The following is a 21,166-nucleotide window of genomic DNA, read 5'->3' on the forward strand; positions in this document are numbered from 1 at the left end:
CTCCCCTTATCCTTTGACGCCGCCGGCCGTGAGCCCAGAGATGATCCGCCGCTGAAAGATCAGCACGAGGACGACCAGTGGCACGGTGACGATGATCGATGCGGCCATGATGTTGCCCCACGGGATTTCGTACTGGCTGCTGCCGGACAGAAGCGCGATCGCAACCGGCACGGTGCGCTGGCTGTCGGACGACGTGAAGGTCAGCGCGAACAGGAACTCGTTCCAGGCGGCAATGAAGGCGAGCAGCCCCGTCGTCACCAGCGCCGGCCACATCAGCGGCATGAACACGCGAGTGATGATCACCCAGGGCGTCGCCCCGTCGACGATCGCCGCTTCTTCGATCTCGACCGGCAGATCCCGCATGAAGGTGGTGAGCACCCACACCGTGAAGGGCAGCGTGAAGATCATGTAGGAAAAGATCAGCGCCAGGGGCGTGTTGAAGATCCCGACCGAGCGGATGAGCTCGAAGAGCCCGGCAAGCACGGCGATCTGCGGAAACATCGACACCGACAGAATCGTCAGAAGCAGCAGTCCGCGTCCACGAAACCGTACGCGCGCCAGTGCATAGGCCGCGGTGACGGCCAACAGCAGCGAAACCGCGACGACGATCGTTGCGACCAGCAGCGAATTGGCGAGGTTGCGCAGGAAGCCGCTGCTTGAGACAATACCGGCGTAGTTGTCGAAGGAGATTTCGGTCGGCCAATAGTCGACCCGGAACAGCGCCGTTCCGGATTTGAAACTCGTCAGCACCGCATAGTAGAACGGGAAGACGGCCATGATGATGATAGCAGCGACGAGGGCGTAGAACGCCGTGCGCTTGGCGAAGGTGGCAACCATCAGCGCTCTCCTTCGAGATTGACGCGGCCGAACCACATATAGGCGACGGTGATCGCCGCAATGATCAGGAACAGCATCGTCGAGGCGGTGGCGCCATAGGCGAACTTGTCGAAATCGAACAGGTTCTCGCGCGCCAACACCGACATGGTTTTCGTCTGGGCGTTGTTGGGCGTGAGCACATAGATGAGATCGAAGATGCGCAGCGCATCGAGCATGCGGAAGATCACCGCGACCATCAGCGCCGGCCGGATCAAGGGCAGCGTCAGCCGCCAGAAGACCTTGAGCGGATGCACGCCATCGATCTTCGCCGCCTCGTAGATATCCGATGGCACCATCTGCAGCCCGGCGAGAATGAGCAGCGCCATGAAGGGTGTCGTCTTCCAGACGTCGACGATCAGCACGGCGACCATTGCTGTCTCGGGATTGGCAGTCCAGGCGACCTTCTGGCTGATCAGCCCGAGGCCGAGCAGGAGATCGTTCAAGATGCCGAACTGATCGTTGAGCATCCATGCCCACATCTTGGCCGACACGATGGTCGGAATGGCCCAGGGGATGAGGATCGCTGCGCGCACCAGCCCGCGCCCGGGAAAATTCGCGTTCAGCACCAGGGCGACGACCAGGCCCAGCACCGTCTCGATGGTGACGGAAACCGCCGAGAACTTCAGCGTGTTCCAGACGGCGTTCCACCAGGCCGGATCGGCAAGCAGGCCGTTATAGACCGTGCGCCCGCTCTTCAGCGTGATCCAGGAAAGGTAGTTCTTGAAGCCGACGAACTCGGCGCCTTCAAGGTTGGTCAGCGATGCATTGGTGAAGCTGAAATAGATGGTGCGCAGCAGCGGCCAGCCGGCGACAAGGGCGAGCACCAGCAAGGTCGGTGCTAGAAAGATCCAGGCGGAGCGAACGCGACTGGCATTGAGATCGGAACGCATTGCCTGTTGTCCGAGAGCGGAAGGAGGATCTGCGAGTGAAAGATCGGTCATTGTCTTGGCTCACTCTTGCCATTCGGCGCGCGGCCGAGCAGCTGGCCCGAGAGGAACGACGCCAACAGGCAAGTCCAGGGAAAGTGTGACGCGTTTCCCATCCGGACTTGTTTGCTTTCGAAGGGCTGGACGTCGTCGGCGGTTACTCGGTGGAGCGAGGGAAGGCTTGACAAGCACTCCCCTCGCCCCCGGGAGGATCACCAGTTGTCGCCCTTCATCTCGGTGAGCTCGACTTCGAGCAGTTCAAGATTTTCCGCCGCCGTGCCGTTGCCGGAAAGCGAGTTGTGCACCGCGTTCCAGAACTTGGCGGAAACCTCGTTGTATTTGACCTTGGTGACGGCGGACGGGCGCGGCACCGCGCTTTCGAAGATCGGCTTCCAGGCCGGCATGAACGGCTGGGCCTTGGCGACATCCGCGTCGTCGTAGAGTGCTGCAACCGTCGGCAGGTTGGAAAGTTCGATCGCCCGGCGCTTCTGCACCTCAGCAGACGACAGGAACTTGACCAGCGCAATCGCAGCCTCCTGATCATCGGAATATTTGGAAACGGCGACGTTCCAGCCGCCAAGTGTCGAAGACGGCTGGTCGCCATCGGTGGCCGTCGGCAGCGGTGCGACGGCGAACTTGCCCTTCACCGCGCTGTCGTCGCCGTTGCCGAGTGCATAGGCATAGGGCCAGTTGCGCATGAAGACGGAATTGCCAGTCTGCCAGACGCCACGCGATTCCTCCTCCTGGTAGGCAAGCACGCCCTGCGGCGAGATCGTGCCGACCCAACCCTTGATCCGGTCGATCGCGGCGGCGGCCTTCTCGTTGTTGATCGAGATCGTGCCATCCGGCTCGACGATCTGGCCACCGCCTGAGGATTTGACCCATTCGAGCGCGTTGCAGGTCAGGCCTTCATAGGCATTACCCTGGAAGACATAGCCCCAGAGATCGGCTTGACCAGCGGCCCGCTCCTTCTCCTGGATTTCCTTGGCGGTCGCCGCCAGCTCGTCCCAGGTCTTCGGCGGCGTCTTGCCGTATTTTTCGAGCAGATCCTTGCGATAGAACAGTGCCGGCGCATCGGTGAAAACCGGCAAGGCCACGAGACGACCGTTCACCGTCTGCGAGGCGATGATCGACGGAAAGTGCTGACCGACAACGTCCTTCGCCGCTTCCGTCAGATCGACGAACTGGTCTGCCAGCTGCGGCGCCCAGACGACGTCCGTCTGGTAGACGTCAACATCCTTGTTTCCGGCGGCAAGCCAAAGCCGATACTGGCTGAACTGCTCGCTGCTCGACGGCGGCATGGTGACCAGGCTCACCTTGTGCCCGGTCTGCTTCTCGAAAATGTCCAGCTGTTCGCGAATGAAATTGACGTTCTTGCCGGTCGTGTTCGCGGCGAGCGAAAGCTCGGCGGCACCAGCCGTTCCGGCTGCTAGGATCGCGGCACAAAAACTCAGGGCATTGAGCATGGTTGTCATTGGGTCGACTCCTCCTGTTCCCCCTCCACCGCACGAAAGCTCCTCGGCAAATTCGAAAGCGGTTTGGATGAGAAAAAGTTGGCAGAAGACAGAAAAACTGTCAATCCATGCACTCGAAAATGTCGCCTGGCCGTTAATTATTCGAAATAATCGTTTATATTCAATAGCATATTTTATGGAATGAAATTTCATTCACAAGTCGCGGTAACCCATGAAATTAAAGGGGGGTCGCATTAATTTAAAACGGTTTGGTAAAATTCCGGCCCGAACCGAAGCGCAGGACGTATCCGACAAACCGATTGTTACGGGCGGCGAAGGTGTATATTTCTGGGACCGGGCCAGGGCTTGAGGAAACGCATACCGAATGAAACTGAGGGAGTTCGCACAACAACTGGGCCTTTCGCCGACCACCGTCAGCCGGGCGCTGAGCGGCTATCCCGAGGTCAGCGAAAAGACGCGCAAACGCGTGGCCGAAGAGGCGACCCGCCTTGGCTATCGCCCCAACATCAACGCCGTGCGGCTTGCCACCGGTCGCGCCGGCGCCATCGGCGTCGTCATGGGGCGCTCCGGCGAGTTCCATTTCTCCGAATTCATGGGGGGCCTCGCCGAGCGGCTCGGCACCGAGGATATCGACATTCTCGTCAGCCCGATGGACGACAAGAACCCCACGGGCGAAATCCAGCTTTATAGCCGGCTCGCCGTCAGCGGCCGCGTCGACGCCGTGATCGTGCACTCGCCAGAACCGAACGACGAGCGCATCGCCCTTCTCCACAAGCTCGGCATGCCCTTCCTCGTGCACGGACGGTCCGATATCGACGTGCCGCATGCCTGGCTCGACATCGACAATGAGGGCGCCATTCGCCGCGCCACCTCGCACCTTATCGACCTCGGCCATCGCCGCATCGCCATGATCAACGGCCGGCAGGGCCGCACTTTCTCGCTTCACCGCGACAAGGGCTACCGCGACGCGCTACAGGCGCGTGGCATCCCGTTCGATCCGCGCCTCGTCGCCCACGGCAACTTCACCGACGAACTCGGCTTCCGCTTCGCCCGCTCCTTCCTGGAACAGACGCCGCGCCCAACCGCCTTCGTCGCCGGCTCGATGATGACGGCGCTGGGCATATACCGGGCAGCGCGGTCCATGGGCCTGGAGATCGGGCGTGAGGTTTCGGTCATCGCCCATGACGACGTGTTCCCTTACCTAACGGCGGAGAACATGGTGCCTTCGCTTTCGGCGACCCGCTCTTCCATGCGCGCCGCCGGCGCGCGCTCGGCCGATCTCGTGCTGCAGCTTCTTTCAGGCAGGCCGACCGAGGAGGTTCACGAGCTCTGGCCGGTCGAACTGATCCTGCGGGAATCGACCGCACCCCCGCCGCAGGGCGCCTGAGACCTGACTGCCGACCGCTTCAATGGAAGGTGGACTTGGAAAACAGGTTGAGCACAACCACGCCGGATATGATCAGGCCCAGTCCCAGGATCGCCGCCAGGTCGAGCTTCTGCCCGAAGGCGAAGTAACCGACGAGCGAAATCAGGACGATGCCGAGCCCGCTCCAGACCGCATAGGCGATGCCCACGGGGATGAAGCGCAGCGTATAGGACAGGAAGAAAAAGGCGATCGCATAGCAGACCACCATGATCACCGTCGGCCCCAGCCGGGTGAAGTGCTGGGCCGCCTGCATCGCCGAAGTGCCGAGCACTTCGAAGACGATCGCCGCAACCAGGACGGTATAGAGCATGGCGGGGTTCATGGAAGACTCCATCCGGGTTACTGCGCCGAAAGCGCCTTGAGATTTTCAACTAGACCGACCCGCGCCTCAGCATCGAGATCGTGGCTCTGCATCAGATCCGCCAGCCACACGCCGTCACAGGCGAAACGCGCCAGCACACAGCTCGGCGAACCGTCCGTTTCTGCAAACTCCGCCGACCGCCGGCTGACCCAGTCGCGCCAGCGCTCCTTCAGGTGCGGCTCGGCGATAAGCGCGATCGTCAGCATGCGCCAGCCCGGCACGTCGGTTGTGGGATCAAGCGCGAAGCAGACGTCGATATAGGCGCGGGTGAAGCGCCCTTTCGTCACCGCATCGCGTGCCATCGCCGCCTCGATCTCGCGATCGAACCGCGTCACCAGGTCGTCGAACAGCCCGTCGAGAAGAGCGAGCTTGTTCGGAAAGTGGTGCAGCAGCCCGCCCTTGCTGACGCCCGCCGCCTGCGACACGGCATCGAGCGTGATGCCCGCCACCCCCTGCTCGTGCGAAAGGCGTGCGGCGACCTCCAGCAATTGCTGGCGCACCTGTTCCGGCTGTTTCTTGCGACGATGAGCTTCGGTCATAAATGCATAAAGATACCGTCTGGACGGTTTGTCAAGGGAGGCAACGCACGACCGCGATGAAACGCCGCAAATCCGTGCCGTGAAAATCGTTGTCCACCCCGCCGCCGCGCGCTAGGACCGACGCAACGAAGGACGCAAGCATGGCGGAACCGGAAACCACGACCCTCTATGAAGCCATCGGTGGCGACCCGGCGGTTCGCGCCCTGACACGCCGTTTCTATGAGTTGATGGATACGTTGCCGGAAGCGGCACGCTGCCGCGCCGTGCATCCGCCGGATCTTTCCGGCAGCGAAGAGAAGTTCTACGAGTACCTGACCGGCTGGCTCGGTGGACCGCCAATCTACGTTGAAAAGCGCGGCCATCCGATGCTGCGCCGACGCCATTTCGTCGCCGAGATCGGGCCTGAGGAACGGGACGAATGGCTGCTCTGCTTCACCCGCGCGCTCGAGGAAACGATCGAACATCCGAAGCTCAGGCAAATCATCCTCGACCCGATCACTCGCCTCGCCCTACACATGCAGAACAAGGAATGACCATGTCGCACAGCGGATTTCGCGCAACGACACTATTTGTTGCCGGCTTGATGGGCCTGACCGGCGTTGTCAGCGCGGCCGCCGCTTCGCACGGCGACGACCCGAGATTGCTCGCCGGCATTTCCGCGATGTGCCTTGCCCATGCCCCGGCCTTGGTCGCGCTCTATGCCGCCTGGCCGAGCTTTCGCACGGCAGCCGTTGCGGCCTTGCTGATCGCAGTTGGAACGGCACTATTCTCGGCTGATCTCGCGGTGCGCCATGTCTCGGGTCACGGTCTGTTCCCCATGTCGGCGCCGCTCGGCGGCACGACAATCATGGCAGGCTGGCTCGCCGTTTCGCTCGGCGCCTTCCTGCCGCGCAAGTGAGACTGACCCAAAAGCAATTCGCCTCCCGGATAGTCTTCCATCCGGGAGGCGAATGATATGCAATCAGGTGGCGCGTGCCGAGGCGCGCGGATCAGGCGCATTCGACGACCGAAAAACCTTCAAACTTCGGCGGCCCGAGATACATCGCCTTGTTCTCGCCAGCATTCCTGTGCGCAGCGCGGAAGTTCTCCGACTTCGTCCAGGCTGAAAACGAATCCCTGTCCTTCCAGACCGAGTTCGAGACGAAGAGCGTGTAGCCCTCCTCTGGCACGCTGTCGCCGCGCAACAGATGGAAGGAAACGAAGCCTGCCATCTCCGAGAGGCTGGAATCGCGCCCCTTCCATACGGCCTCGAAGGCCTCTTCATGGCCGATGGCGATACGGAAACGGTTCATGGCAACGTACATCTTGGTCTCCCGGGTCATTTCATTGACGGCGAAATGATCCAAATCTTTGAATGGGCGCAATTCCGGGCGGAAAACCGCTTCGCACTTTTCCTAGGATTGCTCGTCATAAAGCACCGCAATCCCGGACGGAAAGCCGCTTCGCACTTTTCCTGGGATTGCTTTTAGGCGCTTTCCTTCTTGCGGGCAGCGTCGTTTGCGGCCCGCGGAAAGGCGAGAATAGTTGCTTCCTTCGGCTCTGCAAGGCCGAGCGGATCACGCACTGGCGGGCGCGCCTGCCAGGTTGGAAACTCGGCGACGTTGGCATTCTCTTCAACCATGCGCGCGCGACGTGTCAGGATCTCGTAGAGCTCGGGCACCAGCCCATCGCCTTGCTGCGCCGCCAGCTTGTGCAGGCCGATCATCATGGCGAGCTCAGGACGTTCTTCGTTCATTGCAAACTCTCGTCTTGTCTTAGGAGGATTACCGCTCGTCGCGGCTGGTGGTCAGGTCCTGAAGCGCGCGCTCAAGGCTCGATTTCGAGCCGTTGCGCAGCGGCACGAAGGCCTTGCCCCACTTCTTGCAGCCGGTCTTCACGCGCAGACATGCGTCATGGCTGATGCAGTCGATCGGGCAGAACACGCAATCGACTGAAGGCAGTACCCGGTCGATGCGCGAGACTGCCTCGCGCAGCCCGCCATCGTGATGAAGCAGCTCGGCGCCGAAGGAGCTGGCAATCTCGCGCAGATGCGCCACCTGACAATCACGGCCGCCGACATAGAGGAAACTGCGCCCTTCGAGCGTTGCCTTGCCGGTCTCCTGGCGAGCCTCGGCCGGTTCCGCACCCGCACGACCCTTGCCATTCTTCGCCGCATTCTGGTGACGCTTGCCGCGCATGCAATCCTCTCCGCCTGATCGTGCGACAAGGGCCTTCAAGGGGCAGCCGGTCGCATCGGGATATCCTCTCGACACACGCCCTTCGGCTGCGTGACGAGGGCAACCTATTAAACTTGATAATCCGAGTAAAGTATAAACATGAGTTTTCTATTCATATTTTTGATGTGACTACATCGCCGCTGCGACACGCGTGAGCGTGCCTGCCCCTCAATTGACGGACATGGGAACGCTGAAGCTCCAGCTGCTTCTGCCGGAACCTGCCGGTATGGCAGCGAAGGGCGCTGCGCTGCGGACGGAATCGACAGCCGCCTTGTCGAGGCGGTCCGAGCCGGAACTGCGAACGAGATTCACGCTTGCCAAGCTACCGTTCGCCGAGACCACGAATGCGACCGTAACGGTATCCCCTTCACCGCGGCGAATACTACGCGACTTCCGGAGAAAAACGCGCTGAACCTTCGCGCGGACCTTGCCCTTGTAGTTCTCCTCGCCTGCGCTCCCGATGACGGATGCCGCCCGTCCCTCACCGGTGGCGGTCGCAGTGTTGCCGTTGATATCTCCGTCCGCCTGGCCCTTGACCTGAGTCTGCTGTTGCTCGCCCTTGTCGCCGGCTTTCTTGCGGGTAACCTTCTTTTTCTTGACCGGCTCCTTTTTCTCAACTTTTTCCTTCTTAGGCTCCTCGACCTCGGGCTTTTCTTCCGGCACGACGGTTTCAGCAGGCGCAGCGCTTGCCGTCACCACGGCTTCGGCCACTTGCAAGGTCGGCATTTCCTCGGCTGGCAGGATCACGTCCGCCTCGGTGGCAATCAAATTGCTTGGCTGTTCCGCAACGATTTCAGGGGTGGTCGAGGTCGTGTCCTCTACAGGCGTGATCTCCTCCGGCTCGACTTCATCTGGAACGTCCTCGGTTGGCTCGACGATTTCCGAGGGATCGCCTGCCTGCAAGGTCTCGGAGAAGGCATCCCCGAGAATGGCAACCTCGGTCGTCACTCCTCCAACCGTGAGTGCCGGCTCATCCTCGAGCGGGGAGGACCCGAACAATGTCGCAAGAACCACGCCATGCGTTGCGAGCGAAATGACGGCGGCCCCGGTCCAGATGACGATACGCTTCATTACAGCCTAACCTTCGCCGCACCGGCGGCGCCAACTCCACGCTCCGAACGAGCGGTCCCACTCAACCCTTGAGTTCCACCGCCGATTTCGAGCCGGTCTTGATCCCGCTCATGCAGGCGCCCGGCTGCACGCCGTCGCCCACACAGGCCGGCGCATCGTTGATCAGCAGGCTCTTCACCGCATCGCAATTGGTACCAGGGAGATCGAACTGGCGAACCTTGGTCTTGCCGGCGGGCAGATCGCGAAAGTCGAGCACGGCCATGCGCTCGACCAGACCCTTCTGGTCGAAGATCACGAACTCGAAGGAAACCTTGCTCAGCGACTGCGCAAAGGCGTTGCCGGCGACGAAGGTGAGCTTGCAGCCCTTCTGCGACGGCGCGACCTCGTTCAACTCGATTGTCAACCCGGCGGCGGGAGCAGCCTCCTGCGCGTTGGCACTGCCCGCAGCGATGAGGGCCGCAAGAGCAACGGAAACAATCGGAAGGCTGAAAAACTTCATATCGACATAACCCCCAAGGTTGCGGCGAACCACCGAACGAGCCCCGCACGCCCTTGTCCACAAGCCGGCAATAACTAACTTGAGTGTATAAGTCCGGTATTGCGTCCATAAATAAATATGAGTAATGAAGTCAAGATAGTAAACGAATTGCACGGCAGGAAATGCTGGAAAAACAGCGCTACCTGCCCTCTCGAAACGGCCAAACGCAGTGACCAACGACAGTGACCTTGCACGCCCATCCGAGCCGCCGATCAAGGCCGGGCGCGCGCAGCGGATTATCGAAAGTCGCGAACTTTTCGGCAGCGAAAACGAGATCCTCATTTCCCACGACGGCGCGATCTACCGCATGAAGATCACCCGCCAAGGCAAACTGATCCTGAACAAATAGGCAGATGAAAATGACCGAGAGCCTCCGCCCCACTCCTTCCGAAATCCGCACCTACCGCGCCGAAAACCCGAAGATGCGCGAGCGTGATATCGCAGCCCAGCTTGGCGTTTCCGAAGCCGCTCTCGTCGCTGCCGAATGTGGGCTGTCCGCCGTGCGCATCGACGCCGATGCCAACCGCTTCCTGTCGCGCGTCGAGGAACTCGGCGAAGTCATGGCGCTGACCCGCAACGAAAGCGCGGTTCATGAAAAGATCGGCGTCTACGAGAAGATCACCACCGGCGAGATGGCGAGCATCGTGCTTGGCGAACAGATCGATCTGCGCGTTTTCCCGAGCGCCTGGGTGCACGCTTTTGCCGTGACGAAGACCGACGACAAGGGCGAAGTCCGCAAGAGCCTGCAGTTCTTCGACAAGTGGGGCAATGCGGTGCACAAGGTGCATCTGCGCCCGGAATCGAATGTCGCGGCCTATGACAAGATCGTCGCGGATTTCCGCCTTGACGACCAGGCGCAGGACTTCACCCCCGACTTGAGCGTGCCGGCAACCGACGACAAGCCGGAGACCGTGGTCGATGCTGTCGAACTGCGCGACCGCTGGACGAAAATGACGGACACGCACCAGTTCCACGGTATTCTGCGCAAGCTGAAGATCGGCCGTCGTCAGGCGCTCAGCAACATCGGCGAGGATTTCGCCTGGCAGCTCGACCCCTCCAGCATCGAAGCGATGATGCGCGAAAGCGCCGAAGCCGAATTGCCGATCATGTGCTTCGTCGGCAACCGCGGCGTGATCCAGATTCACTCCGGCCCGATCGCCAAGATCGCGCCGATGGGCCCGTGGCTCAACGTCATGGACCCGACCTTCCACCTGCATCTGCGTACCGATCATATCGCCGAACTCTGGGCCGTGCGCAAGCCGACCGCCGACGGCCACGTCACCTCGATCGAGGCGCTGGACGCCAAGGGCGAGATGATCATCCAGTTCTTCGGCAAGCGGAAGGAAGGTCTCGCGGAGCGTCCGGAATGGCGCACGATCGCCGAAGGCTTGGCGCGCCGCGACACGACTGTCGCCGCCTGAGGACAGGATAGGACACTCAGATGATCAACGGCCTCGACTTCCGTCGCCTTCGCCGCTCAGGACTGGCGCTCGCCGCCTTTGCCCTTGCGGCTCCCTTCCTGCTTCCGGCGGTGGCGCCCGGCGCCCCCTCCTTCATCCGGCCGGCGATGGCCGAGGACATGCAGAAGTCCGACGTCTCACGCGTTGTTTCCGTCGGCGGAGCTATCACCGAGATCATCTACGCGCTCGGCGAGGAAGGTCGCCTCGTCGGTCGCGATTCCACCAGCACCTATCCGGAAGCGGCGAAGGCGCTGCCCGATGTCGGCTATATGCGCCAGCTCGCACCGGAAGGCATCATTGCGGCCAACCCGAGCGCCATAATCGCCGTCGAAGGCAGCGGCCCGCCGGAGGCTTTGGCGGTGCTGAAACAAGCGAACATCGCCTTTACCAGCGTGCCCGAGACTTTCGACAAGGTCGGCATCCCCTCGAAGATCCGCGCCGTCGGCGCCTTCCTGGGTGTAGAGGACAAGGCCGAAGCCCTGGCAAAGAGCGTCGAAGCCGACCTCGATGCCGCAGTCGCCGAGAGTTCCGCCCGTCCGCAAGCCGAACGCAAGCGCGTGCTTTTCATCCTGAGCACCCAGGGTGGAAAGGTCATGGCATCGGGACAGGGAACTGCCGCTAACGGCATCATCGAGCTTGCCGGTGCCGTCAACGCGGTCGGCACCTTCCCCGGCTACAAGGCACTGACCGACGAGGCGATCATCGAAGCCAAGCCCGATGTCGTCCTGATGATGGATCGCGGCGGCGAGCATTCCGCCGAGGCCAAAGAGCTCTTCGCCCTGCCGGCACTGAGCCTCACGCCGGCCGCAAAGAACGAAGCGCTGATCCGCATGGACGGTCTGCACCTGCTCGGCTTTGGCCCGCGCACCGCAAGTGCCGTCCGCGAACTGAATGCCGCCATCTACGGGAAGAAGGCCAATGCCTCGCAGTGAGGCATTGGACCGCGGCATGCGCCTGACCGCTTTCGCCGCCGACATCCGCAGCGAGTGGCGCTCCGGCAACCGTTCGCGGCTGGCGCGTCTCGTCATCGTCGCCCTGATCGCGTTTGCCGCCGCGACCTTCGTCGGCTCGATCATGACCGGTGCGGCCGATGCGTCGCTCTCAAACGTCTGGCGCTGGCTGATCGGTGAAGCCGATCAGGGCTTGAGCATCCGCGACCGCATCATCATTCTCGATATCCGCCTGCCGCGCGCCGTGCTGGGCATGCTCGTCGGCGCGTCGCTCGCCGTTTCCGGTGTCGTGATGCAGGGGCTTTTCCGCAACCCCTTGGCTGATCCCGGCCTCGTCGGCGTGTCCTCAGGCGCGAGCCTCGGCGCCGTGCTGCTGATCGTGCTCGGAACCGCTGCCTTCGGGCCGCTCTTTGCGCTATTCGGCTTCTATGCGCTGCCGGTGGCAGCCTTCATGGGCGGCCTCGTCACCACGCTGCTCCTCTACCGCATCGCCACCCGCGGTGGCCAGACGTCGATCGCCACGCTGCTGCTTGCCGGCATCGCGCTCGGCGCGCTGACAGGTGCAGTCACCGGTGTCCTGGTCTTCAGAGCCGACGACAAGCAATTGCGCGACCTGACTTTCTGGGGGCTCGGTTCGCTCGCTGGCGCCAACTGGACGAAGATCCTGGCTGCGGCCCCGATCATTCTCGCCTCACTCGCGGTTACGCCTTTCCTGGCGCGCGGGCTAAACGCCATCACGCTTGGCGAGGCGGCCGCCTTCCATATGGGCATTCCCGTGCAGCGACTGAAGAACATCGCAATCGTCAGCGTCGCAGCGGCAACCGGCGCGTCCGTTGCCGTCAGCGGCGGAATCGGCTTTGTCGGCATCGTCGTCCCTCACCTGTTGCGGCTCGTCATCGGCCCCGATCATCGCTACCTGCTGCCCGCCTCGGCGCTGCTTGGCGGCACACTTTTGATCCTCGCCGACATGATTGCCCGCACCATCGTTTCCCCGGCGGAGCTGCCGATCGGCATCGTCACCGCCTTTATCGGCGCGCCGTTCTTCCTCTGGATCCTGCTGCGCGGCCGCTCGAACATGGGACTGTAAACGAAACCATGATCAGCGTTTCCAATCTCTCCGTCCGCCTCGGCGGCCGACCCGTCATCCACGGCGTTTCGCTCGAGGCGCTGCCCGGGGCATTGACCGCCATCGTCGGCCCGAACGGCTCCGGCAAGACGACGACGCTGAAGGCGATCTCCGGGGAGCTTTCGCCCGCCGACGGGACGATCCGCATCAACGGCCGCGACCTGCGCGGCCTGAAGCCATGGGAGCTGGCGCTGATGCGCGGGGTGCTTCCCCAGTCGACCGTCATCTCCTTCCCCTTCACCGTGCGCGAGGTCGTGAGACTGGGCCTAGCTGCCGGCGTCAACGCGGATCCTGCCGCACACGACAGGGTCACGGCCGAGGCTTTGGAAGCGGTGGATCTGGCCGGTTTTGCCGGACGCTTCTACCAGGAACTGTCAGGCGGCGAGCAGCAGCGCGTGCAGCTTGCGCGCGTGCTCTGCCAGATCACCGATCCGGTCATCGACGGCGAGCCACGCTACCTGCTGCTCGACGAGCCGGTGTCCAGTCTCGATATCCGCCATCAGCTCGGGATCATGCAGCTCGCCCGCAAGTTCTGCGAGCGCGGCGGGGGCGTCGTTGCCGTGATGCACGATCTCAACCTGACGGCGATGTTCGCCGACAGAATGGTGATGATGAAGGCCGGCAAGGTCCGCGCCTGCGGTACGCCACGCGAGGTTCTGACCGACGAGACGATGGAAGCCGTCTTCGGCTGCCGCATGCAGGTGGGCGCCACACCGGCATCGCACGTGCCGTTCGTCCTGCCGCAGACGGCGACCCTCTGACGCCACGCCTCGGGTTCGCGCAAGCGCCCCGCGGCGTTGCCGGATTTCGCAGGCTTCAACATCAAGATTGATCGAAACAATTTCCGCACTTGTGCGTTGTTCCCCCGAAGCGCCGGCAAGGGCCTCTAGTTGTGCCTGCTGGTTCCGTCAGACAGCGCCGACCGTTCGCGGCCGGCGCGTGCGTGAAAGGAAGGGAGTATCCATCATGGCACCTAGCCTCTTCTCCGGCTCGAGCTCGCGATCCACAAAAAATGGCAAACTCGCCGATATCTCCGTCGAGGAGCAGTTGAGCGAACTGCGCGATGACGTTGCAACACTGGTTGCGTTGTTGGCCGACCGCGGATCGGCGGCATCCAAGCAGGCCCGCAGCAAGGCACAGGACGCCCGCGAACAGGCCGAAGCGAGTGTAAGCGAGCTCTTGGCGAGCGGCGAAGAGTTGCTTACCGAGTTGCGCGGCCGGTATGCGGGAACCGAAAAGCAAGTTCGCCACGCGGTCCGCGAGCATCCGATCGCCACACTCGGAGCCGCCGCCCTGATAGGGCTCGCGGTGGCAGCATTGCTTCGTCGCTAACCTCAAATCGCATGGGGCCGCGGGCACAAGCTCGCGGTCCGAGCGATTGGGGAAGAGCATAGTTTGCAGCCCTCAATCCGCTCGAATTTCTGAGTGTCGATCACGACGGGAGTAGTGCATGGGACCGCTGACGGCCGCGCTCGCGAGCCTCTTGGCTGCCGACATCGGCGCCACCGCCTCTCGCGTGAAGCGCAACGCAGCCCTGTGGAGCGTCATAGGGCTGTTACTCGTCACTGCATATGTCTTCGCGCTCGCAGCCACTTTTCTTTATCTCAGCGCTCGCTACTCCCCGGTCGCGGCCGCCGCAGCGATCGCCGTCGCGCTGGTCGTCACCGCGCTGGTGCTGGTCGCTATCCTCATTTCGCTGCAGAACCGTGACCGTCGGCGCCAGGAAGAACGTCGTCGACGGACGCAAATGCAGACCAATCTGACGCTCCTTGCGGCGGCAGGCATCCTGCGCAAACAGCCGCTTCTCGCCGTTGCGACCGCTATTGCCGTCGGCGCTCTCTTGGGTACCGGCAAGCGACGCGGACGCAAACAAGACGACTGATACGCACATCAGCCCTTTGCCTTGATGGCTAGGCCCGATTTTCTAAAGCGGCAGGCGGATCAGCGCCGTGACCCCGGCAGGCAGATACTCGACCTTCACCGAGCTACCCAGCACCTTGTCGAGGCTGCGCTCGATGAGAATGGTGCCGAAGCCGCGCCGCTTCGGTTCGCGCACCGGCGGCCCGCCGACCTCGGTCCAGGTGAGATGCAGGATCGTGTCACCGTCTTCGACGACGTTGCGCGCGGTCAACACCACTTTTCCCTTCGGCACGGACAGCGATCCGTACTTCACCGCGTTGGTTGCAAGCTCGTGCAGAACCAATCCGAGACCCACGGCCTGGTCTGGACCAAGCGACACGTCATCCTTGTGCAGCTCGATCTGATCCGCATAGGCGCTCACATGCGGCAGCAATTGCTTGGCGATCAGGTCGGCAAGCCGGATGGTGCCCCATTCATGATCGGAGAGCAGACCATGCGCCTCGGAGATCGCCTGCAGGCGACCTGCAAAAGCGGTCATGAATTCTGCTGGGTCGCTTGTCTGGCGAAGCGTCTGGCGCGCAAGCGATTGCAGCATGGCCAGCGTGTTCTTGACCCGGTGATTGAGTTCTTTGAGCAGCAGCCGCGTGCGCTGCACCGAAGCCTGCTGGTCGGTGACATCGATCGTCACGCCGATGAAGGTGAGCGGATTGCCCTTGCTGTCCCGGTCGTGCACGCGGCCGCGGCCGAGCAGCCAGCGACCGGTATCGCCGATACGGAACATCCCGTCATATTCGTCGTCGGCCTTCATCGCCTGGCGAAGCTTGGAAAACGTCGCGCCCCGATCGTCGACATGGATCGCACCGAAGATCTCCCGCGCACCGACGGAACTTTCGGCCGAGAGCCCGAACATGCGTTTCAGCGCGCTATTGCCGGCGATCGCGCCGGAACGGATATCCCACAGCCAGCTGCCGATATTGGCCGCCTCGAGCGCCATTGCATGCCGCTGCTCCTCGCGTGACAATGCCGCTTCCTTCAGCGCGCGCCGACGTGCCTCGTCCTTGACCTTGAACAGGGACGCGGCGAGCGCGGCCAGCCGGCACAACTGATCAACGAGCGGTGGCGACACCGCGGAGCGCGGCTTGTCGTCGAACACGCAGACCGTACCCACCGCCTGCCCGTCGAGCACGATCGGCACACCGGCATAGAAGCGCAAGAATGGCGACCCCTTGACCTGCCGGTGACGCGCGAAGCGCGGATCGATCGAAGCATCGGGCACGACGAGGCAGGCGTCGGCCGCGGTCGACACATGCGCGCAGAATGCGTCTTCGGATGGGGCACGGGTCTCGTCGGTGCCGACGGCGGCCTTGAACCATTGCCATTCACGGTCGATTAGCGTCACCAGCGCAATCGGAGCGTCGAAAAGTCCTGCGGCGATTTCGACGATCCCGTCGAAGTCCCGGTCCGGAACGGCCATATCGGGCACGGTTGCATGCAGAACGCCAAGACGCTCGGGCGCGTCGAGCAGCCTCGTCACGGGCGGATCCGTTTTCTCTGTCCTCACGCGCATACGGTCTCAATTCTCAATCTGAACGGGATCAGGAGCCCTCAGAGCCTACCCGCTTCCCGCTCGATCTTGGAAACGTCTCGCCCCAAAATCGTCATCACTGCGCATTCGCCAGTCGATGCCAGCCGTCACGGCCTGTCCCTTTGGGCTCAAGCCGTCAGTGAAAGCAGGACACCGCCGGTTTTGCAACGGTGTCCTGCCCGAAATTCTACCCTCAGGAGACGAAGGCGCGCGAGGTGATCGGAGCCGAGGTTTCATCCGGTCCGTAGTCGTTTTCACCTTTCACCTGCAGGATATCCTGCAGCCGCTGGCGCGCGCGGTTGACTCGGCTCTTGATCGTGCCGAGGGCACAGCCGCAGATCGTCGCTGCCTCCTCGTAGGAAAAGCCGGACGCTCCGACCAGGATGATCGCTTCGCGTTGATCCGGCGGCAGCATATCGAGCGCCCGCCGGAAGTCCTGCAGGTCGAGCGAGCCGTATTGCTCGGGATGATGGGCGAGCGACTCCGTGAAGTGCCCGTCCGTATCCTGCACCTCGCGCCCGCGTTTGCGCATCTGGCTGTAGAGCTCGTTGCGCAGGATCGTAAAGAGCCAGGCCTTCATATTGGTGCCCATCTCGAAATGGTCCTGCTTTGCCCAGGCCTTCATGATCGTGTCCTGCACCAGGTCGTCGGCGCGGTCGTGGCGACCGATCAACGACATGGCGAAAGCACGCAGGCTCGGTAACGCGGCAAGCATCTCTCGCTTGAAATCATTCTTTTCGGACGACATTCTGGCACTCACTCCCTGCCCTGCAGTACCGATTGCTGCTCGGCTGCGTCGAGTTTTTCCAGAAGATCGAGAAAACGCGCGGGTATCGCCTCTTCCTGAACGGACTGATAGAGCGCCTTCAGCTTTGATGCGATCTGCGCATTCGGGTCTTCTGTCCATAAGGTCGTGCCGGTGGTCCGCCCTGCCCCTGTTTTATATTTCATTGTCAAACTGTCGCCTTCGAGTGTCCATAGCCGCCATAACGCAGCAGAAAATTGAAATGTTCCCTCACGGAACCTTTTTTTACGAGGAGCGTTCTCGGAACGTCACCGTAAAACGATTTTCGAGGGAGTTCCCCTATGACATTGTCCACGCGGATCGCACCGCTTCTGCCGTATCTGCGCCGTTACTCGCGAGCGCTGACCGGCTCGCAGACATCAGGCGACGCCTATGTTGCGGCCGTTCTCGAAGCGCTGATCGCCGACACGTCGATTTTCCCGGAAGCAAGCAATGATCGCGTTGGCCTGTTCCGGCTGTTCACGTCACTCTTCGGTTCCTCGTCCGTGCTTGTGCCGGAACCGGTCTCGCCCTTTGCCTGGGAACAGCGCGCGTCGATCAATCTCGCAACCGTCTCGCCTCTTGCCCGTCAGGCCTTCCTGCTGGTCTCGGTCGAAGGCTTCCGCCCCGAGGAGGCCGCCGAAGTTCTCGACGTGTCCACTGAAAAGGTCGGCGGACTGCTCGACCGCGCCTCGCAGGAAATCTCGCGTCAGGTCGCGACCGATATCATGATCATCGAGGACGAGCCGCTGATCGCCATCGACATCGAACAGATGGTCGAGAGCCTCGGCCACCGGGTCACCGGCATCGCCCGGACGCGCGACGAAGCCATCGCCCTCTACAAGAGGACCCGGCCAAGCATGGTGCTTGCCGACATCCAGCTCGCCGACGGCAGCTCGGGCATCGACGCCGTCAACGACATCCTGAAGGCCAGCGCCATTCCGGTGATCTTCATAACCGCCTTCCCCGAACGGCTCCTGACTGGTGAACGGCCGGAACCGACCTTCCTGGTCACCAAGCCGTTCAACCCGGATATGGTCAAGGCGCTGATCAGCCAGGCATTGTTCTTCAACGAATCCACCAAGGCGGCGGCCTGAGTGCAACCTGCATGTTTCCTTTGATCGCAGCCGGTCGAAGGCAAACATGCAGGTAATTCAAAATGCTGCGGCGTCGTGCGTCTTAAATGGCGTACGGCGCCGTCGTTCATTTTGCCGTTTCGTCTAAGCGGCAAATCGATTGGCCCTCCCCCAAATCATGTTCGCGCCCCCTGACATTCGCGCCAGGGCACGCTCACCGACGACATGCCATGTCGACCGGCCCATCCCGCAATTTCACAGTTTCGCAGCATCTCTTCGCCTACCCCAGAAACACGACAGCCAGTGCCGAGGGAAGGCACTGGCTGGTATGTGCAACTCACTCGGGGAGTGTGAGTTGTAGGCCGGCGGGTCTGCCTCCGGCGCGGCATTGGGGGCTATGCGCGCCACCGTCCGGTCGCAAGCAAAATGCACGACGGGGCAAAAAGTTCCATGCACCAGGCCCGACCGTTTCCGTTGGCCGGTTCACTGCATCCCGTCGAGTTCGTCACGGTGGCGGTAGAGTGCCAGGAAACGGCGGTAATCGCGATCGTAAGCGTCACGAGCGCTAGCCTTCGGCAGGCGTTCATGTCCGTCCGACGCCATTGCCATGCCCGCAGCTGCCAGGTCCTCATGAATGCCGCCGGCAACCGCCGCCGCCATTGCCGTACCGAGCAGCACCGCATCCGGCGCCTCAGGCGCCACGACCCGGCAACCGGTAACATCGCAGTAAAGCTCCATCAGCAGCGCATTGCGGACATGACCGCCGGTGACGTGCAGCGTGTCGAGCTGGTAGCCGACCTCCCGCATCATCTCCAGGATGTGGCGAATGCCGAGCGCGATCGCGACACAGGTGCGCCAATAAAGGCGGCAAAGCGCGTCGAAGGAGGAATCGAGCGGCAGACCGCTGATGACACCCAGACCATGTGGGTCGGCGAGTGGCGAGCGGTTTCCATGGAAATCGGGCAGCACGTGCAGCCGATCGGCAAAGGCCACCCCCAGCTCGGCACGCAGTTCCTGCACGCGGGATATGATCCGGCCATGGGTCGCCGCCGTCGGCTCCAGGCCGCCGCCATGCAGCCGCACGATATGGTCGAGCAGCGCGCCGGTCGCCGACTGGCCGCCCTCGATCAGCCAGGCCCCGGGAAGAACCGCTTCAAAATAGGGGCCCCACATGCCGAAGCCCGGCTTCATGTCCTTGGAAAAGGCAACGATGCAGCTCGACGTGCCGGCGATCAGCGCCAGTTGCTTTTCGAGCTTCTCCGGCTTTCCGATGAAGCCGCCGACGACGCCAAGCGCCCCGGCATAGGCATCGATCATCCCCGGCGCCACCTGGCAGCCCTCGTCCAGAGCGAGTTCGGCCGCTGCCGTTGCATTCAGATGCCCGACCGAACTTCCGATCGGCAAGCTCTCCTCCGGTAATCCGCCGCGCTCCAAAAGGTCCTCGAGTCCGATCTTTTCGAGATAGTCGGACTGCCAGCCGCGTTTCTCATGCGCCAGATAGTTCCACTTCGCCGTCAGCGTGCAGCGCGAACGTGCAGCGCTGCCCGTCGCCCTCCAGGAAAGATAGTCGGCAAGATCGAAGAAGAAGCCGGCCTTCTGCCACTGTTGCGGCAGATTGCGCTTCAGCCACATCAGCTTCGGCATTTCCATTTCCGGCGACATGACGCGCCCGGAAAAGTCGAGCACCGGATGGCCGGTCGCCGTGCAGAAATCCGCCTCGGCGAGCGCGCGATGGTCGAGCCAGACGATTGTGTCGCAGCGCGCCTCGCCCTTGCGGTTGACCGAAAGCGGCTTGCCCTGGCGGTCGCGCACCACCAGCGAGCAAGTTGCGTCGAACCCGATCGCAGCAACGCTTTCCGCGGCGATCCCGGCTTTGTCTTTCGCCGCCTTGACCGCGCCGCAGACGGCGCGCCAGATATCCTCGGAATCGTGCTCGGCATGGTTTTCTTCCGGCCGGTTCATGGCGATCGGCAGGTCGGCACGCGCTAGCAGCGTGCCCTTCCGGTCAAAGATACCGGCGCGCGCACTGCCGGTACCGACATCGACCGCAACGACGAATTCACGCATCAATGAAAGTCTCGCCCCCTGGGTCACGGTCGTTTCGGGTCGCTCGGCCCGAAGTCAAAACCGCGATCGATTGTCATAACTCAGAGCGGGGATGCGAACGCAAAATCGCTCACACCATCCTCGTCCCGCTCTCGTTGCATCCCTGCTATCTGCCGACAAACTGTAACAATTCACCCATATCGTCAAACAGCACGTCGGGGCTGAGCTCGGAGAGACTTTGCCGATGCTTGTCAGTTCGTGCGTGGCTACCGCCGGCAAAGGCGAAGACCCGCATGCCCGCCGCCTTCGCCGCTTCGATACCGGCCGGGCTATCCTCGACGACGACGCAATCCTGAGGCGCGAAGCCCATTTGTCGGCTCGCATGCAGGAAGAGATCGGGCGCCGGCTTGCCGTGTTTCACCATGGTAGCGGAGAAGATGTTCGGCTCGAAGAGGTCGATGAGGCCGGTGACGGTGAGCGACAGGCGGATGCGTTCCGGCTGACTGGACGAGGCGACGCAGCACGCGCCCGAGAGCCCCTCGACCGCCTGGCGAATTCCCGCAACAGGCTGCAGTTCGGTGCGGAAACGATCGTAAAGGCGAAGGCGCATGCCTTCGAGAAACGCGTCGTCGGTGGCAAGACCGTATTCCTCGTGCAGGATCGCCGACATGCTCTTCAGGCTGCGCCCGAGAAAGCGTTCCGTCGCTTCCTCGGTGGTCATCGAAACGCCGGCGGCCGAGAGCACGTCCACGAGCACCTCCAGCGAGATCGGTTCGCTGTCGACAAGCACACCGTCGCAATCGAAAATCACCAGCCTGGACTGAGCGTCCGCCATCGCACCCTACCCCTTA

General features: G+C 62.4%; 26 protein-coding genes. 11 read left to right on the forward strand and 15 right to left on the reverse strand.

Features of this window, described 5'->3' with window-relative positions; genetic code table 11:
- Nucleotides 1-6 precede the first annotated feature (6 nt).
- The 3 genes from LAC81_RS13700 to LAC81_RS13710 form a co-directional block, all read right to left on the reverse strand.
- Nucleotides 7-837 carry a carbohydrate ABC transporter permease gene (locus LAC81_RS13700; RefSeq protein ID WP_223725239.1) on the reverse strand — a complete coding sequence of 277 codons (831 nt, stop codon included), beginning with the start codon at nt 835-837 and terminating at the stop codon, nt 7-9.
- Nucleotides 837-1,817: a carbohydrate ABC transporter permease gene (locus LAC81_RS13705; RefSeq protein WP_223725240.1), complete on the reverse strand. Its 981-nt coding sequence runs from the start codon at nt 1,815-1,817 to the stop codon at nt 837-839. The genes LAC81_RS13700 and LAC81_RS13705 overlap by 1 nt, the downstream gene beginning before the upstream one ends.
- Nucleotides 1,818-2,014: 197 nt before the next feature.
- Nucleotides 2,015-3,277 carry an ABC transporter substrate-binding protein gene (locus tag LAC81_RS13710; protein ID WP_223725241.1) on the reverse strand — a complete coding sequence of 421 codons (1,263 nt, stop codon included), beginning with the start codon at nt 3,275-3,277 and terminating at the stop codon, nt 2,015-2,017.
- 364 nt (nt 3,278-3,641) lie between these two features.
- On the opposite strand from LAC81_RS13710, the gene LAC81_RS13715 reads away from it, so the two are divergent.
- The gene (locus tag LAC81_RS13715) at nt 3,642-4,664 is read left to right on the forward strand and encodes a substrate-binding domain-containing protein (protein WP_223725242.1); all 1,023 of its coding nucleotides are present in this window, start codon (nt 3,642-3,644) and stop codon (nt 4,662-4,664) included.
- Nucleotides 4,665-4,683: 19 nt separating this feature from the next.
- Here the strand turns inward: LAC81_RS13715 and LAC81_RS13720 are convergent, their stop codons facing one another.
- Complete coding sequence (locus LAC81_RS13720; RefSeq protein WP_058320832.1) at nt 4,684-5,025, reverse strand: DMT family transporter; 342 nt, start codon at nt 5,023-5,025, stop codon at nt 4,684-4,686.
- A gap of 17 nt (nt 5,026-5,042) precedes the next feature.
- The gene (locus tag LAC81_RS13725; protein WP_223725243.1) at nt 5,043-5,603 is read right to left on the reverse strand and encodes a TetR/AcrR family transcriptional regulator; all 561 of its coding nucleotides are present in this window, start codon (nt 5,601-5,603) and stop codon (nt 5,043-5,045) included.
- Nucleotides 5,604-5,743: 140 nt separating this feature from the next.
- Between LAC81_RS13725 and LAC81_RS13730 the strand changes: the two genes are divergently transcribed.
- Both LAC81_RS13730 and LAC81_RS13735 read left to right on the forward strand, forming a co-directional pair.
- Complete coding sequence (locus LAC81_RS13730) at nt 5,744-6,136, forward strand: group II truncated hemoglobin (protein WP_223725244.1); 393 nt, start codon at nt 5,744-5,746, stop codon at nt 6,134-6,136.
- A gap of 2 nt (nt 6,137-6,138) precedes the next feature.
- Entirely contained in the window at nt 6,139-6,501 is a 363-nt protein-coding gene (locus LAC81_RS13735; protein WP_223725245.1) for a DUF423 domain-containing protein, read from the forward strand.
- Nucleotides 6,502-6,592: 91 nt separating this feature from the next.
- On the opposite strand, the gene LAC81_RS13740 is transcribed toward LAC81_RS13735, so the two are convergent.
- The 5 genes from LAC81_RS13740 to LAC81_RS13760 form a co-directional block, all read right to left on the reverse strand.
- Nucleotides 6,593-6,907, reverse strand: coding sequence for an antibiotic biosynthesis monooxygenase family protein (locus LAC81_RS13740; protein ID WP_223725246.1), 315 nt, complete (start codon nt 6,905-6,907; stop codon nt 6,593-6,595).
- Between the two features lie 161 nt (nt 6,908-7,068).
- Entirely contained in the window at nt 7,069-7,338 is a 270-nt protein-coding gene (locus LAC81_RS13745; RefSeq protein ID WP_223725247.1) for a hypothetical protein, read from the reverse strand.
- Nucleotides 7,339-7,366: 28 nt separating this feature from the next.
- Entirely contained in the window at nt 7,367-7,780 is a 414-nt protein-coding gene (locus LAC81_RS13750) for a DUF2325 domain-containing protein (protein WP_223725248.1), read from the reverse strand.
- A gap of 207 nt (nt 7,781-7,987) precedes the next feature.
- The gene (locus LAC81_RS13755) at nt 7,988-8,890 is read right to left on the reverse strand and encodes an energy transducer TonB family protein (RefSeq protein WP_223725249.1); all 903 of its coding nucleotides are present in this window, start codon (nt 8,888-8,890) and stop codon (nt 7,988-7,990) included.
- 61 nt (nt 8,891-8,951) lie between these two features.
- Entirely contained in the window at nt 8,952-9,389 is a 438-nt protein-coding gene (locus LAC81_RS13760; RefSeq protein ID WP_223727824.1) for a hypothetical protein, read from the reverse strand.
- A gap of 208 nt (nt 9,390-9,597) precedes the next feature.
- On the opposite strand from LAC81_RS13760, the gene hemP reads away from it, so the two are divergent.
- The 7 genes from hemP to LAC81_RS13795 all read left to right on the forward strand — a co-directional run bounded on the left by hemP (nt 9,598) and on the right by LAC81_RS13795 (nt 14,846).
- Nucleotides 9,598-9,777, forward strand: coding sequence for a hemin uptake protein HemP (hemP, locus tag LAC81_RS13765; RefSeq protein WP_419195777.1), 180 nt, complete (start codon nt 9,598-9,600; stop codon nt 9,775-9,777).
- Nucleotides 9,778-9,787: 10 nt separating this feature from the next.
- Entirely contained in the window at nt 9,788-10,849 is a 1,062-nt protein-coding gene (locus LAC81_RS13770; RefSeq protein ID WP_223725250.1) for a hemin-degrading factor, read from the forward strand.
- A 20-nt stretch (nt 10,850-10,869) separates the two neighbouring features.
- Nucleotides 10,870-11,820 (forward strand): heme/hemin ABC transporter substrate-binding protein, encoded by a 951-nt coding sequence (locus tag LAC81_RS13775; protein ID WP_223725251.1) that lies wholly within the window; start codon nt 10,870-10,872, stop codon nt 11,818-11,820.
- Nucleotides 11,807-12,925, forward strand: coding sequence for a FecCD family ABC transporter permease (locus LAC81_RS13780; RefSeq protein WP_223725252.1), 1,119 nt, complete (start codon nt 11,807-11,809; stop codon nt 12,923-12,925). Before LAC81_RS13775 ends, LAC81_RS13780 begins: the two co-directional genes overlap by 14 nt.
- A gap of 8 nt (nt 12,926-12,933) precedes the next feature.
- A complete protein-coding gene (locus LAC81_RS13785; RefSeq protein ID WP_223725253.1) occupies nt 12,934-13,725 on the forward strand; it encodes a heme ABC transporter ATP-binding protein in 792 nt (263 codons plus the stop codon).
- Nucleotides 13,726-13,930: 205 nt separating this feature from the next.
- Entirely contained in the window at nt 13,931-14,296 is a 366-nt protein-coding gene (locus LAC81_RS13790; protein WP_223725254.1) for a DUF883 family protein, read from the forward strand.
- A 118-nt stretch (nt 14,297-14,414) separates the two neighbouring features.
- Nucleotides 14,415-14,846: a hypothetical protein gene (locus LAC81_RS13795; RefSeq protein WP_223725255.1), complete on the forward strand. Its 432-nt coding sequence runs from the start codon at nt 14,415-14,417 to the stop codon at nt 14,844-14,846.
- 42 nt (nt 14,847-14,888) lie between these two features.
- On the opposite strand, the gene LAC81_RS13800 is transcribed toward LAC81_RS13795, so the two are convergent.
- The 3 genes from LAC81_RS13800 to LAC81_RS13810 form a co-directional block, all read right to left on the reverse strand.
- A complete protein-coding gene (locus LAC81_RS13800) occupies nt 14,889-16,391 on the reverse strand; it encodes a sensor histidine kinase (protein WP_223725256.1) in 1,503 nt (500 codons plus the stop codon).
- Between the two features lie 211 nt (nt 16,392-16,602).
- Nucleotides 16,603-17,157: an RNA polymerase sigma factor gene (locus tag LAC81_RS13805; RefSeq protein ID WP_113535624.1), complete on the reverse strand. Its 555-nt coding sequence runs from the start codon at nt 17,155-17,157 to the stop codon at nt 16,603-16,605.
- Nucleotides 17,158-17,165: 8 nt separating this feature from the next.
- Complete coding sequence (locus LAC81_RS13810; protein WP_113535625.1) at nt 17,166-17,360, reverse strand: NepR family anti-sigma factor; 195 nt, start codon at nt 17,358-17,360, stop codon at nt 17,166-17,168.
- A gap of 135 nt (nt 17,361-17,495) precedes the next feature.
- On the opposite strand from LAC81_RS13810, the gene LAC81_RS13815 reads away from it, so the two are divergent.
- Nucleotides 17,496-18,290, forward strand: coding sequence for a response regulator (locus tag LAC81_RS13815; RefSeq protein ID WP_223725257.1), 795 nt, complete (start codon nt 17,496-17,498; stop codon nt 18,288-18,290).
- Nucleotides 18,291-18,752: 462 nt separating this feature from the next.
- On the opposite strand, the gene LAC81_RS13820 is transcribed toward LAC81_RS13815, so the two are convergent.
- Both LAC81_RS13820 and LAC81_RS13825 read right to left on the reverse strand, forming a co-directional pair.
- Nucleotides 18,753-20,336, reverse strand: a complete 1,584-nt coding sequence (locus LAC81_RS13820) for an FGGY-family carbohydrate kinase (RefSeq protein ID WP_223725258.1) — start codon at nt 20,334-20,336, stop codon at nt 18,753-18,755.
- A gap of 145 nt (nt 20,337-20,481) precedes the next feature.
- Complete coding sequence (locus tag LAC81_RS13825; RefSeq protein WP_223725259.1) at nt 20,482-21,150, reverse strand: HAD family hydrolase; 669 nt, start codon at nt 21,148-21,150, stop codon at nt 20,482-20,484.
- Between the last annotated feature and the right edge of the window lie 16 nt (nt 21,151-21,166).

Source organism: Ensifer adhaerens (genome assembly GCF_020035535.1).
GTDB lineage: Bacteria > Pseudomonadota > Alphaproteobacteria > Rhizobiales > Rhizobiaceae > Ensifer.